The organism is Microbacterium sp., from assembly GCF_047972865.1.
Classification (GTDB): domain Bacteria; phylum Actinomycetota; class Actinomycetes; order Actinomycetales; family Microbacteriaceae; genus Microbacterium.
The window spans coordinates 1-12,377 of record NZ_JBKEAY010000072.1; the positions used below are offsets into that span (position 1 = coordinate 1).

Annotated in this window: 12 protein-coding genes; 4 read left to right on the forward strand and 8 right to left on the reverse strand. The window is 70.7% G+C overall.

All coding sequences use genetic code 11. From position 1 onward, the window contains the following. From ACK5KK_RS04465 to ACK5KK_RS04480, 4 genes are all read right to left on the reverse strand, one after another. Positions 1-203 (reverse strand): LLM class flavin-dependent oxidoreductase (locus tag ACK5KK_RS04465; RefSeq protein ID WP_416888888.1); only part of this gene is annotated, 203 nt, incomplete at its 3' end. 66 nt (positions 204-269) lie between these two features. Continuing rightward, positions 270-1,364 (reverse strand): LLM class flavin-dependent oxidoreductase, encoded by a 1,095-nt coding sequence (locus ACK5KK_RS04470; protein ID WP_416888889.1) that lies wholly within the window; start codon positions 1,362-1,364, stop codon positions 270-272. A 123-nt stretch (positions 1,365-1,487) separates the two neighbouring features. Beyond that, positions 1,488-3,248 (reverse strand): sigma-54-dependent Fis family transcriptional regulator, encoded by a 1,761-nt coding sequence (locus tag ACK5KK_RS04475; protein WP_416888890.1) that lies wholly within the window; start codon positions 3,246-3,248, stop codon positions 1,488-1,490. A gap of 180 nt (positions 3,249-3,428) precedes the next feature. Further along, positions 3,429-4,238: an SDR family NAD(P)-dependent oxidoreductase gene (locus tag ACK5KK_RS04480; protein WP_416888891.1), complete on the reverse strand. Its 810-nt coding sequence runs from the start codon at positions 4,236-4,238 to the stop codon at positions 3,429-3,431. 203 nt (positions 4,239-4,441) lie between these two features. Between ACK5KK_RS04480 and ACK5KK_RS04485 the strand changes: the two genes are divergently transcribed. Further along, complete coding sequence (locus ACK5KK_RS04485; RefSeq protein ID WP_416888892.1) at positions 4,442-5,443, forward strand: ABC transporter substrate-binding protein; 1,002 nt, start codon at positions 4,442-4,444, stop codon at positions 5,441-5,443. A gap of 95 nt (positions 5,444-5,538) precedes the next feature. On the opposite strand, the gene ACK5KK_RS04490 is transcribed toward ACK5KK_RS04485, so the two are convergent. Together ACK5KK_RS04490 and ACK5KK_RS04495 are read right to left on the reverse strand one after the other, a co-directional pair. Further along, positions 5,539-6,723 carry a 4-hydroxybenzoate 3-monooxygenase gene (locus ACK5KK_RS04490; RefSeq protein ID WP_416888893.1) on the reverse strand — a complete coding sequence of 395 codons (1,185 nt, stop codon included), beginning with the start codon at positions 6,721-6,723 and terminating at the stop codon, positions 5,539-5,541. A 255-nt stretch (positions 6,724-6,978) separates the two neighbouring features. Further along, positions 6,979-7,731, reverse strand: a complete 753-nt coding sequence (locus tag ACK5KK_RS04495; protein ID WP_416888894.1) for an IclR family transcriptional regulator — start codon at positions 7,729-7,731, stop codon at positions 6,979-6,981. Between the two features lie 126 nt (positions 7,732-7,857). On the opposite strand from ACK5KK_RS04495, the gene ACK5KK_RS04500 reads away from it, so the two are divergent. Further along, entirely contained in the window at positions 7,858-8,628 is a 771-nt protein-coding gene (locus tag ACK5KK_RS04500) for an IclR family transcriptional regulator (protein ID WP_416888895.1), read from the forward strand. Between the two features lie 131 nt (positions 8,629-8,759). Then, positions 8,760-10,319, forward strand: a complete 1,560-nt coding sequence (locus tag ACK5KK_RS04505; protein WP_416888896.1) for a multicopper oxidase family protein — start codon at positions 8,760-8,762, stop codon at positions 10,317-10,319. A 16-nt stretch (positions 10,320-10,335) separates the two neighbouring features. Here ACK5KK_RS04505 and ACK5KK_RS04510 read toward each other — a convergent pair whose 3' ends face one another. Both ACK5KK_RS04510 and ACK5KK_RS04515 read right to left on the reverse strand, forming a co-directional pair. Then, a complete protein-coding gene (locus tag ACK5KK_RS04510; protein WP_416888897.1) occupies positions 10,336-11,145 on the reverse strand; it encodes a nitroreductase family protein in 810 nt (269 codons plus the stop codon). A 13-nt stretch (positions 11,146-11,158) separates the two neighbouring features. Further along, positions 11,159-11,665, reverse strand: a complete 507-nt coding sequence (locus ACK5KK_RS04515; protein WP_416888898.1) for a GNAT family N-acetyltransferase — start codon at positions 11,663-11,665, stop codon at positions 11,159-11,161. Positions 11,666-11,755: 90 nt separating this feature from the next. Here ACK5KK_RS04515 and ACK5KK_RS04520 point away from each other — a divergent pair, with 90 nt between their 5' ends. After that, entirely contained in the window at positions 11,756-12,316 is a 561-nt protein-coding gene (locus tag ACK5KK_RS04520; protein WP_416888899.1) for an acyl-CoA thioesterase, read from the forward strand. Positions 12,317-12,377 lie beyond the last annotated feature (61 nt).

Sequence of the window (12,377 nt, forward strand, 5' to 3'; positions counted from 1 at the left end):
TCGGTCTTGGCGGCGATGTACGACAGCCACTGCAGATTGTCGGGCATGAACGAATAGTCGGTGAAGTGGTGCTCGACCGCCCACACACTGTCGTAGCCGAGGGGTTCGGACAGCACCGCCAGGTCGGTTTCACGGCGAACCAGATCGTGCTCGCTGACAGAGGTATCGAATCGTCCGAATCCGAAGTTCACTCCGATGTGCATCGTGATTGCTCCTTTGCAGGGTTTCCGGTGGCGCGTGGGCAGAACCGGCGCGAGAGGGGATGCCGGTCAGCGCGCCGCGGTCAGCTGTGACGCGTAGTGCTGGCGGGCCTTGGGCATGACCTCGGTGGCGAACAGCTCGACGCTGCGCCGGGCGGTGTCGTGGTCCATGCCGCCGAACGACGGCTGCAGCACCAGCTCGAACTGGCCCATCTGCTCCTGGATCCAGACGAGCTTGTCGAGGATCATCTGCGGGGTGCCGTACAGCGCGGCATCCGCATAGTCCTTGCCGGCCTGGCTGACGCCTTTGTCGCGGATGAGGGCGGCGTTGTCGGCGTAGCGCTCGTACCCCTTGGTGTTGGCGAAGTGGACGCCGTCCATCTCGTAGTGGGCCACGTTGGCTTCGAAGAAGTTGCCGACGTACTCGTACATGCCGTCGACGGCGACCTTCTCGTCTTCGTGGCAGTACATCGCGACGTTGAGCGAGACCGGCGGCGCCTGCTCGTCCCACACCTCGAGGTAGTAGTCCTGGTACGCCTGGAACACCGGCATCATCTTGTCGACCGGGCGCAGGATGAACGACATCAGGCGGCACTTGTTGTTGACGCCCGCCATCATCGAGTCGTGCGACCCGGCGACGGTGAAGATGCGGTCGGCCCACGGGGCGTAGGGGCCGGGCTTGAGCTGCGTGCGCGGCATCGCGAAGTACGGTCCGTCGCCGGCGATATAGCCGGTCTCGATGGCCTCGATGATCATCTTCGACGACTCGTCGAACCGGTCGCGGGTCTCTTCCAGCGGCACGCCGAACGGGACGAACTCCTTGCGGGAGAGCCCGCGGCCCATGCCGAACAGCACGCGGCCCTCGGAGAGATGATCCACCATGAGCAGCTTCTCGGCCACGCGCAGCGGCTGGGTGTTCCACGGCAGGATCACCGCGCCGGTGCCGAGCTTGATCGTCGTGGTGCGGGCGGCGACGTGCGAGAGCCAGACGAGGTTGTCGGGGCAGAAGGCGTAGTCGCTGAAGTGGTGCTCGACGGCCCAGACGCTGTCGTAGCCCAACTGCTCACCGAGGACGGCGAGTTCGGTCTCGCTGCGGTACACCTCGTGGTCGGACACCTCGGGGTCGAGCTTGCCGAAGCCGAAGTTCAAACCGATGTGCATCATGCTCTGCTCCTCTGCAGTCTTGCCCTTGCGGTCCGTGTCCACACGGAGCCGAACGCTGGGCAAAACAGTAGGAGGCCAGCTGTGGCGCCCTCGTCTCACTTTGAGACAGCGGCGCGAGACGGGTCAGGAACGGCTGGAGGGCACCGAGATGCCGAACTGCTTGAGCTTGCGGTACATCGTCGCCCGCGAGATGCCGAGCGCCTTCGCCGCGGCCTCGCGGTTCCAGGAGGCGTCACGAAGACTCGAGAGCACCAGTTCCCGCTCGGCGCGTTCCAGCTTGGTGAGGTCGCGGGCGCGTTCGTCGACGAGTGCGTCGGCGGGAAGATCGTCGAGGGTGACTTCCCCGCCCGTGGCGGTCACGGCGGCGGTGACCAGCACCCGGCGCAATTGCGTGACGTTGCCGGGCCAACGCTGGCGGGACAGCACCGCCAGGGCGGGCGGGCTGCATCGCACCGGGTGGCCGCCCGTACGCACGTCGGCGAGGATCGTGTCGACGATCCGGGTGAACTCGTCGCCGCGTTCGCGCAGCGCTGTGCGCGTCACGACGATCGGGAACAGCTCGTCCTGTCCGCCCAGGAGGTCGGGAACAGCGGTGCCGGTGGCGACGACCCAGGCATCCCCCGTCGACACGATCCGCGCGACATCGGTGCGGATCCGGTCCGGGGCGGCATCGAGGCGGCGGATCACGACCGTCGGCGCCGCGTGACAGGCCTGTTCCACGTGCGCCAGGAACGACGCTGGATCGTCGCCGATCGTGCGGGCGTCGACGATGACGGCATCCGCTTCGCCGAGCGCATCCCGCACCAGCCGCATCTTGCCGCTGCCGGGTTCGCCGATCACCGCGGCGAGGATGCCGGCCGCGCGGGCGCGACGCAGGACGTGGACGACCGGATCGGGCTGGACACGGCGCGGGGCCGCGGCGTCTCGAGGCGTCGCCGACGGGCGCGCGAGGGTGGCGACGGCGGCGACATCGCCCGAGCGCAGCGTCACCGGTGTCACCCTCACGTGCAGCAGCTCACCCTGTTCGGCGATCTCGAACTCGGCGCGCTCGCCGGCGTGGGCGGCGTCGAGGGCCCGCTCGGCGACCCGCTCGACCTTGATGCCGTGGCGTGTCAGCTGGCGTGCCGCGGCGTTGACGATCAAGACGTCGTCGGCGACGGCGAGGGCGGCTTGGGAAGGCCGGCGGGCGAGCGCGGAGTAGCGATCCAGGAGCTCCTGCTGGACCCCCTTGGCGTCCTGCGCGAGCTCATGTCCGATCGCCCAGGCCACGTCGCGTGCGAACGGAACCAGGATGCTGTTGGCCTGCGCCAGACGGCAGTTCAACGCCACGAACCCGGCGATCCGGTTCTGGGCGTCGCGCACCGGCGCGCCGACCGAGACGATAGACCGCTCGGAGTCCCGAAAGTGCTCCGGTCCGACGACGACGAACGACTCCAGCCGTTCTGCGGCGGTGCCGGCGCCGTTGGTCCCGACACTCGACTCGCCGAACAGGGCACCGGGCTGCGAGCCGCGATCCACCGTGACCGACCGCACGCGGGCGTCGCCGACGGCCGGTCCCAGTTGCGCGCAGTCGCGGTCGAGCAGCATCGCCCACGCCGTCGCTCCTTCGAGCTGGCTGCCGAGCCGTTGCATGATGGGGGCGCCGACCCGCTGCAACCGTTCCGAGCGGCCGTCCATGTCGGTGTGGGGCAACGCGTCGCCGAGCCGGTCGACCCCGTGCGCGAGGGAGCGTCGCCACGAGTGGATGATCTCCGGCCGCAGGGAGATGTCCGGTGGAGCGGACGGGTCGGCGAGAAACGCGTCGCGCGCTCGTTGCATCGCGTCGAGCCGGGCGCGACTGGGCGTCAGGTCGATGGGGGCAGCAGGTGCAGCTGAAAGCGTCATCGCGTTCACCTCAGAGTTGTGGGACGGCCCCCTTGCACCCACCGCGCCGGACCGCCGGTGCCGAATGCCGTCAAGTATAGGCACGCGGGCCACCGGCGGGCCTGGTGTCTCAGGTTGAGACCTTTTCGGGCCGCCGGTCGTCGGCCCGCCCGTCGTGGATTCTCTCAATCCGCGGACGGATCAGTAGTGCGCGTGAGAGAGCAGGAGTGCGCCGCCGTCGACGGGGAGGGTGACGCCGGTGACGAACGACGAGGCTTCGGAGGCGAGGAAGAGCACGGGGCCCTGGAGTTGCTCCGGCAGGCCCATCGCGCCGAGCGGGATGGTCTCCACCCACGCGCGCTCGCGTTCGTCGGTGAGCACGTTGTCGCCGCCGATGCGGGTGTTCTTGAACGGCCCCGGGGCCAGTGCGTTGACGCGGATGCGTCGCGGTGCCAGCTCCAGCGCCGCCTGACGCACGAGGTTCACGACCGCCGCCTTTGTCGCGACATAGCTGTAGCCGACGAACGGATCGGTCCGCAGGCCCGCCGTCGAGGAGGTCACGATGATCCGGCCGCCCTCGCTCATCACGCGGGAGGCTTCGCGTAGCGTGGCCAGCACGCTCGTGAGGTTGCCTCGCACGACCCGGTCCCAGTCCTCGTCGGCGAGGTCGGCGATCGCGCCACCGGGAAGCCGGTAGTTCGGGCCGCCGGCCACCCCGGCGTTGGCCATGACCACGTCGAGTCGCCCGTGTCGCTCGATGATCTCGTCGAAGGCGCGGCGCACCCAGGCGGTGTCGGTGACGTCGCCCACGACAGTGTCGGCGTCACCGCCGGCGTCACCGATGCGCGCGGCGGCCTCTCGCGCGCGTTCCGGGTCGCGTCCGTGCACGACGACGCGGGCGCCGGCCGCGGCGAGGGCAGCGGCTGCGGCTGCCCCCAGGCCGGACGACGACCCGGTGACCAGGGCCACCTGCCCGGTGAGGTCGAACTGGTCGAGCAGTGCAGAGTTCATCGGTGATCCTCCCGGACGGGTTCGCGGCTGCCGTCAGCGTAGTGATCGGCATCCGCGATCTGAAGGTCGCGCCTTATGCCATAGCTGCAGCACATGGTGGTGATAGTCAGGAGCGCGTAGCCGGCGGCCGCGTCTTCGGCGAGGGTGGGACAGCAGGCGCGTGTCGACGGGCGACCACGCGCGAACACGATGAGGAGTTCGACATGACGGCAGCGGGGGCAGTTCGGGCAGCAGGGGTCGTCGCGGGGGTCGCCGCGCTCGCCGTCACTCTGGGGGCGTGCACGTCCGACGGCGGCGGGACCGGCGGCGGTGCCGCGACGGGGGGAAGCACGCCGGTCACGATCGGCGCGGTGTTCACCACCGCGACCGTGCCGATCTGGCTCGCCGAGGAAGAGGGCATCTTCGACAAGTACGGGCTCGACGTCACGATTCAGCAGTCTCCGAACTTCGCGGCATCCGTCCCCTCGGTCCTCAACGGCCAGATGGAGTTCGCCAACGCGGCGACGACGCCGTTCATCACCGCGATCAACGAGGGTGTCCCGGTGCAGATCGTGGCGGGGGTGTCGGTGCTCGCGCCCGTGGAGCGCGACGGCAACCTCGTGATCGTCCAACCCGACAGCGGCATCGAGCGGCCCAAGGACCTGGAGGGCAAAACGGTCGCAACCCTCGCCGTGGGCGCCGGGCCGACCGTCGGGGTGATCGCCAACTACCTCGCCGACGGGGGCGCACCCGACGGCATCGACTGGGTCGTGATGGGTCTGACCGAGCAGCTTCCCGCCCTGGAGGACGGCTCGATCGACGCGGCGGTCATGGCGCCGCCGTTCTCCGGCCAGGCCGAGGCCGCCGGATACCCTGCCGGTTTCAACGCGTACCTCGTCGACGGGCTCGACGTCATCCCCACCGGTTTCACCGATGCGGTGCTGCTCGCGTCCGATCAGTACCTCGCCGACAATCCCGACGTGGGTGAGCGGATGCGCGACGCGATGATCGAGGCGAACGACTACGCGCAGCAGAACCCCGATCGGGTGCGCGAGACGCTCGTCGAGTACATCGATCTCGACCCGACGACGGCCGAAACCGTCGCGATCCCCGACTACAACGGGGTCGTCGACCCCGCCGACATCCAGCGGGTCATCGACGCGATGTCCGGAGCCGGGCTGATCGCCGACGGCATGAACGCCGACGAGATCGTCTGGATGCCCTGACCCGGGGCCCGCGGGGCCCGCGCCTGTTGCGCGCGGTCGGGCGAGGTCGCGGCGGCGCGGGGGCAGCGGGGCGAATCTGCGGCGCCGCAGTGACCTCACAGCGTCGTGGCGAAAGGCCAGCCGGTGTAGGCCTCGGCGAGGTAGCGGCGGCCGGCCTCGGACTCCACGACGCTGCGCAGTTCGCCGACCTGGCGGCGGCGGTCGAAGTCGCTGGCATCCGGCGCGACGTGCAGCATGCTCGTCATCCACCACGAGAAGTGCTGGGCCTTCCAGATGCGGTCCGAGGCCACGTCGGCGAAGCGGTCCAGGGGTCGCGAGTCGTTCTCGAGCAGGAGGGCGCGCAGCGCGACATCCAGCAGGATGACGTCGGCGACGGCGAGGTTCATGCCCTTCGCGCCGGTCGGCGGTACGGTGTGCGCGGCATCCCCGATCAGGGCGACGCGCCCGCGGCGCAGTTCGTGCGCGACGAAGCTGCGGAAGCGCAGCACGTCGCGTTGGAAGATGTGCCCCTGTTTGAGGGTGGTGCCGGGCACCCGCACCTGGAGTTCATGCCAGAGCTGCTCCTCGGTGAACGACGCGGGGTCGACCTCGGGGTCGCACTGGAAGTACATCCGCTGCACCGTGTCGCTGCGCTGGCTGATCAGGGCGAAGCCGTTCGGCGAGTTGGAGTAGATCAGCTCCTCGGAGCTGGGCGGGGCCTCGCAGAGGATGCCGAACCACGCGAACGGGTACTCGCGGAAGTAGCCGCCGGTCTGCGACCCGGTCACCGCTTCGCGCGCGACCGAGCGGGAACCGTCCGCCCCGACGACGAACTCGGCGTCGATCTCGAGCGCACCGTTCTCGTCTTCGGCGAACACCCGCGGGCGGTCGCTGTCGGCGCCCTCGACGCGCAGTGCGGTGACGCCGAAGCGGAGGTCCTGGCCTTCTTCAAGGCGCACGGCGATGAGGTCTTTGAGCGCCTCGTGCTGCGGGTACAGCCACACGCTGCGCCCGGTCAGGCCGGGAAAGTCGATGCGGTGGCCCTCGCCCTCGAAGCGCAGTTCGATGCCGTCGTGGCGGTGCCCGCCGGTGAGCACGCGGCGGGAGGCGCCGGTCTCGTCGAGCAGCTGCACGGTGCCGTGCTCGAGGATGCCGGCGCGAATCGTGGACTCGATCTCCTCGCGGGAGCGCTGGTCGATCACGACGCTGTCGATGCCCGACTTGGCGAGCAGGTGCGACAGCAGCAGGCCGGCGGGGCCGGCGCCGATGATGGCGACGCGGGTGCGGACGGTCTGGGACATGGGTCGTCTCCTTCGACGGGGAGTAGGTACGCCCCCAGTGTGGATGCCCCGCCGCCACCGCGCCGCAATCTCCCGTTCATCGGGACACGACCCCTCCCGCCCCGCCCGGCCGCCCCGGTCCCGTCCGGCCGCCGGCCCGCCCGGCCCGCGAGACTACAGGCTCGCTGTCGAGACCGTGCGTAAAGCGCGTGCTTTCGATAGTGCCGGTGTAGTCTCGCGGTTCCGCGCTGAGCACGGCGGGGCTCGGGGCTCGGGCTAGGGGCGGGAGGCGATCAGGTCGCTTTCGATGGCGGATGCGGCGGTGTGCAGCGCCTCGATCGCGGGGGCGGTGTCGGCGGCGCGCGGCAGCACGACCGACAGCGCCGCGGCGACCTGGCCGCGGTCGCGGATCGGCACGGCGACCCCGGTCGAGACCGCCTCGACACTGCCGGGCGCGACCGTGTACCCGCGGCGCCGGATGCCGGCCAGCTCCCGGCGCAGCGCCGCGGCATCGGTCACCGTCTCGGCGGACACCGCCGGGAGCGCCCCGGCGAGCACCCGCTCGCGCACCGCGGGATCGGCGAAAGCGAGCAGCACGAGACCCGACGATGAGGCGTGCAACGGCAGCCGCCCGGCGATCCGGGTGATGTTGGCCCCGGCATCCGGGTGCGACAGACGCTCCAGGAACAGCGCCTCGTCCTGTTCGAGCACTGCCAGCTGGGTGTGCTCGCGGAGGCGGGTCTGCACCCGCTCCATGTGCGGGAGCGACGCCTGCCGCAATCGCAGCGCCGTCGAGCCCCGCAGTGCCAGTTCCCACAGGTGCAACCCGAGCCGCACCCGATGTTCGTCGTCGCGCTCGAGCAGGCCCGCCGCGACCAGGTCGTCGACGATCCGGTGCGCCGTGGACCGCGGCAGTTCCGCCCGGCGCGCGATCTGCGCCGCGGTCTGCAGCGTCCGGTCGGGCCCGAACGTCTCCAGCACCCGCACGACGCGCTGGAGCATCGAGTCCCCGCTGGGAGAGTTGGCCATGCGCCTACACTGCCACCACGGGCCGCGCCGGCGCCTCACCCCCGCCGTGTCACATTGCTGCGCGGGGAACGGGACACGCCCGGCCAGGCGCTACGCTCGGAGGGATGCCGTCACGCAGGAGGGGTTTTGGCCGACGATGGTGCTGCCGGGGTGGGGCTTCTCACCCGTGCGCTGAGCGTTCTTGGGTGCTTCAACGACGATGAACCCGACCTGTCGGCCGCGGAGCTGGCCGAGCGCACCGGACTGCCGATCTCGTCCCTGCACCGGCTGCTGGCGCGGCTGACGGACGAAGGGCTGCTGGCCCGTGTGCCTGGACACCGCTACGCGATCGGGTCGCGCCTGTTCGAGCTCGGCGAACTGTCCCCGCTGTCATTGCGACTGCGGGAGACCGCCCTGCCGCACATGCTGCGCCTGTACGAGGCCACCGGCGAGAACGTGCACCTCGCCATCCTCGGTCACGAGCTCCCCGAGTGCGCGACCGCCCTGTTCGTCGGCCGGGTCACCGGGCGGGGGTCCATCCCGACGGTCAGCCGCATGGGCGGCCGGCATCCGCTGCACACGACCGGCGTGGGCAAGGCACTGTTGGCGACGCAGGATGACGAGTGGTTGGAGCGGTTCTTCGCGGGCCCGCTGGAACGCGAGACCCAGTACTCCCACGTGCATGAGGCGGAACTGCGCGTCGACATCGCGCAGGCACGGCGCCGCGGGTTTGCGACCACTCGCGAGGAGATGACGCTCGGCAATGTGTCGGTGGCGACCTCGCTGGCCCCCGTCGAGGGGCTGCCGCGGGTGGCGCTGGGAGTCGTGGTGCACCTGGCGCGCGCCGACGAACGGCGGCTGGCGCCCCTCGTGGTGCAGACCGCGCGTGAACTGCACCACGATCTGATTCGCTCCTGAACTCGCCCTGAATACGCCAGGGGTGCTCGTGCGGCGGCATGCCCGAGCGTAGGATTCGACGCAGAACGGTGATACCCCGATGGGTATTCCGATCGGTCTCGGACCCCCGGCCGAAGCCGAGGGAGCAGACGATGGCCGACGAGACACCCCGGAGCGGCTGGATCAGCAGACGCCAGCTCGTGATCTTCGGCGCGGCGGCGGCCGGCGTGGTCGCGGTGGGCGCGACCGGATCACTCATCGCGGGGCAGGGGCAACCGCCCGCACCGCAGGGCACGGCACCGGCATCCCCCGGTACGGCGCCAGCATCCCCGGCCTCCGCACCCCCCGGCGCCGCCGACGGGTGGACCCAGCCGGAGGTGCTGACCGCCACCTCCGGCATCCTCGACCTCGACCTGCGCGTCGCCGAGCGCGACGTGCCGCTCGGCGGTCAGACGGTGCGGATGCTGACCTACAACGGCACGACTCCCGGCCCCACGCTTCGGCTGCGGCCCGGAGGTCGCCTCCGCGTGCACCTGCACAACGACCTCGCCGAGGCGACCAACTTGCACACGCACGGACTCCGCGTGTCCGGGACCGGAAACGGCGACAACCCGTTCGTGCGGGTGGGGCCCGGCGAGAGTTTCGACTACGAGATCGAGCTGCCCGCCGACCATCCGCCGGGGGTCTGCTGGTACCACCCGCACCATCACGGCATGGTGGCCGCCCAGATCTTCGGCGGGCTGTACGGCGCGATCCTCATCGAGACCGACGGCGCGGGCGAGGCCGAGGGCGCCGCCAGCAGAGCGGTATCACCGCGGCTCGCGGTGATCTCCGACGTGACGGTCGCCGCGGGGGCGGTCGCGACGGTCTCGCAGATGGACCGCATGCGTGGCCGCACCGGTGAGACACTGCTGGTCAACGGGCAGCCGACGCCGCCGCTTCGAGCGCCGGCCGGATCGGCCCAGCGGATCGCCTTGGTCAACGCGTGTGCGAGCCGGTATCTCGACCTGCGGTGGGCGGGGCTCGACGCACGGCTTCGCGGCATCGACACCGGCGCGCGCGACGAGCCGATCGACCGGCTGCTGCTGCCGCCCGGGAGCCGTGCCGACGTCGTGTTCACGATGCCCGCGGCGGAAACCGACCTCGTCACGGCCGCGTACGACCGCGGCGGGATGGGAAACGGGATGATGGGCGACGCGGCGGTGGTCTCGCCCGAGGCGGTTGTGCTCACCCTGGTTCCGGATGCCGCCATGGCCGCTCCCGTCGTGTCACCGGCGGCGTCGTCGGCCGACCCCGACCTGCGTTCCCGTACCGTCGACGCTACGCGCACGCTGACCATGACGATGGTCGGCGGGGGTGGCGGCGGCGGGATGATGGGCGGGGGCGGCATGCAGTTCCTCATCGACGGCGCCGCATTCGACCCGGCCCGGGTCGATCAGGAGGTGACGATCGGCACGGTCGAGGAGTGGACGCTGCGCAACACGTCGCCGATGGACCACCCGTTCCACCTGCACAGCTGGCCGATGCAGGTGGTGCGCGCCGCCGAAGGCGAGACGGCGGGGGTCGACGTGCGCGACGTCGTCAACGTGCCCGCCGGTGGCGCGGTCGTGGTGCGTATCCGGTTCGACCGGTTCCCCGGACGCACCGTCTACCACTGCCACATCCTCGACCACGAGGACCTCGGCATGATGGGTGTCATCGCGGCGAGCTGAACCGGAGCGCGCCGGCTCAGTTCGACGGCAGCCCCTGCGCCGCGAGCGAGTCGCGCATCGTGTCGCGCCCGCGCAGGCCCGCGGCATCGCGTACCTTCGCGATCACGTCGCGGCGCCACGAGGCCTCGGGCCGCCCGATCGAGGCGTAGTACTCGTCCAGGCGGTCGGCGTACGCCTCCACCTCGTCGGGGCGCTCGCGGTACACCTCCTGGTGCATGACGACCTCGCGCGGAAGCCGCGGCTTGAGCGGCCGCTCGTGGCCGGATGCCGGGTAGCCCAGTGCGAGGCCGAAGGCGACGGTGCAGCGCTCGGGCAGGTGCAGGTCGGCCGCGATCTGCACCGGGGCGTTGCGCAGCGACCCCAGATAGCAGGCGCCCAGGCCCATCGCCTCGGCCGCGACCGTCGCGTTCTGGGCGGCAAGCGCCGCGTCGACGAAGCCGACGAGGGTCATCTCCAGGTAGTCCAGGCCGCTCGCGGTGGCACCGGAGCGTTCGGCGATGCCCGCCGCGCGGGACCAGTCCGCGACGAATACGAGCACGACGGGAACCTCGCCCACGAACGCGCTCGCACCCGCCTCGACGAGCGATTCGATGCGGTCCCGGTCGCGCACGACGATCACGCTCCAGCACTGCAGGTTCGACGAGGTCGACGCCGACTGCGCCGCCGCGACGAGCGTGTGCAGGACGCTGTCGTCGACGTGACGGTCGGTGAACCGGCGCACCGAGCGGTGCCGGAGCAGGCCCGCGACGACGGTGGCGGCATCCCCCTCAGGCTGGGTGAACACGGGGGAGTCGGCGCCGTACCGCTGCGCCAGCGAGTCCTGCATGGGGTCCTTCGGGTCAGCGGACGAAACGAACCTCGGTGAGGGTTTCGCCCAGGAACGGTTCGGTCTGCTGGGCGCCGTCGAGGGCGAATCCGTTGCGCTGATAGAAGCGGTGGGCGCGGGGGTTGTCGTCGGCCACCCACAGGTAGGCGCCTTCGTCCGTGCCGACCACCGCGTCGAACAGCTGTTGCCCGATCCCGGTTCCGTGGAAGTCGTGCAGCAGGTAGATGAAGTACAGCTCTCGGTGCCGAGGGGCGTCATCGTCGCGCGCGGGGCCGGAGCCGGCGAACCCGACGATCGCACCGTCGACCATGGCCGCGAACATTTCGTGGTCGTCGCCCTGCGACGCCCAGTGGGTCCACAACTCGGCCAGCCGGCGCGCGGAGATGTTCTCCAGCGCGGCTCGGCTGATGAGGTGGTCGTAGGTCTCGTGCCAGCATGCGGCGTGCACGCGCCCCAGCGCCTCTGCGTCCGCGTCCCGAACGGGGCGGACGACGACGTCGGTCTGCAGTTCTGCGGCCATACTGGTGACTTTACGCTCGCCATTGCGTCGTGCGAAATCGAGCACGAGAGTTTCGCAGTTGCGGGTGGGGCCCCGGTAGCATCGGCGGTTGTGAACGTATGGTGGCGGACTCTGCTGACGATCCTGCGCGCTCGGGTGATGCTGCGCCGCCGTGGGCCGGTGCCGACGCGCTCGGTGGGCCGTATCCGGCTGCGGACGCTCCCCACCGACATCGACCTGCTGCGGCACATGAACAACGGACGATACGCATCGCTGTTCGACCTCGGCCGGTTCGACCTGCTCATCCGCACCGGACTGTGGGACGCGATGGCCGCGCGGGGCTGGTACGCGGTGGTCGCCACCGAGACGATCACCTTCCGCAAGTCGCTGGACCTGTGGCAGCGTTTCACGGTCGAGTCGCGGCTGCTCGGGCACGATGACAAAGCGGTCTATCAGATCCACCGCGCCGTGGTCGGCGGCGAGGTGTACGCGGAGATGATCGTGCGGGCCCGGTTCCTGCGCCGCAGCGGGGGAGTGCTGCCGATGGACGAGTTGTTCGCCGCGCTGGGCGGTCGCGACGACCTGCCGCCGTTGCCGGAGTGGGTCCCCGCCTGGGTGGACGGCGCGAGCCTGCCGTCGACGAAAGAGCCCGCGCCCAGCGTGTGGGAATGACCGGGGAGACGCCCCCGACTCCGCGGTCATCGAACCGCCGACCGCAACCGCGGACGCGGCG

Bases quoted from the DNA above. Each gene is read 5' to 3' on its own strand.
- ACK5KK_RS04470 (WP_416888889.1), bottom strand. From the start codon at position 1,364: ATGATGCACATCGGTTTGAACTTCGGCTTCGGCAAGCTCGACCCCGAG.
- ACK5KK_RS04475 (WP_416888890.1), bottom strand. From the start codon at position 3,248: ATGACGCTTTCAGCTGCACCTGCTGCCCCCATCGACCTGACGCCCAGT.
- ACK5KK_RS04480 (WP_416888891.1), bottom strand. From the start codon at position 4,238: ATGAACTCTGCACTGCTCGACCAGTTCGACCTCACCGGGCAGGTGGCC.
- ACK5KK_RS04485 (WP_416888892.1), top strand. From the start codon at position 4,442: ATGACGGCAGCGGGGGCAGTTCGGGCAGCAGGGGTCGTCGCGGGGGTC.
- ACK5KK_RS04490 (WP_416888893.1), bottom strand. From the start codon at position 6,723: ATGTCCCAGACCGTCCGCACCCGCGTCGCCATCATCGGCGCCGGCCCC.
- ACK5KK_RS04495 (WP_416888894.1), bottom strand. From the start codon at position 7,731: ATGGCCAACTCTCCCAGCGGGGACTCGATGCTCCAGCGCGTCGTGCGG.
- ACK5KK_RS04505 (WP_416888896.1), top strand. From the start codon at position 8,760: ATGGCCGACGAGACACCCCGGAGCGGCTGGATCAGCAGACGCCAGCTC.
- ACK5KK_RS04510 (WP_416888897.1), bottom strand. From the start codon at position 11,145: ATGCAGGACTCGCTGGCGCAGCGGTACGGCGCCGACTCCCCCGTGTTC.
- ACK5KK_RS04515 (WP_416888898.1), bottom strand. From the start codon at position 11,665: ATGGCCGCAGAACTGCAGACCGACGTCGTCGTCCGCCCCGTTCGGGAC.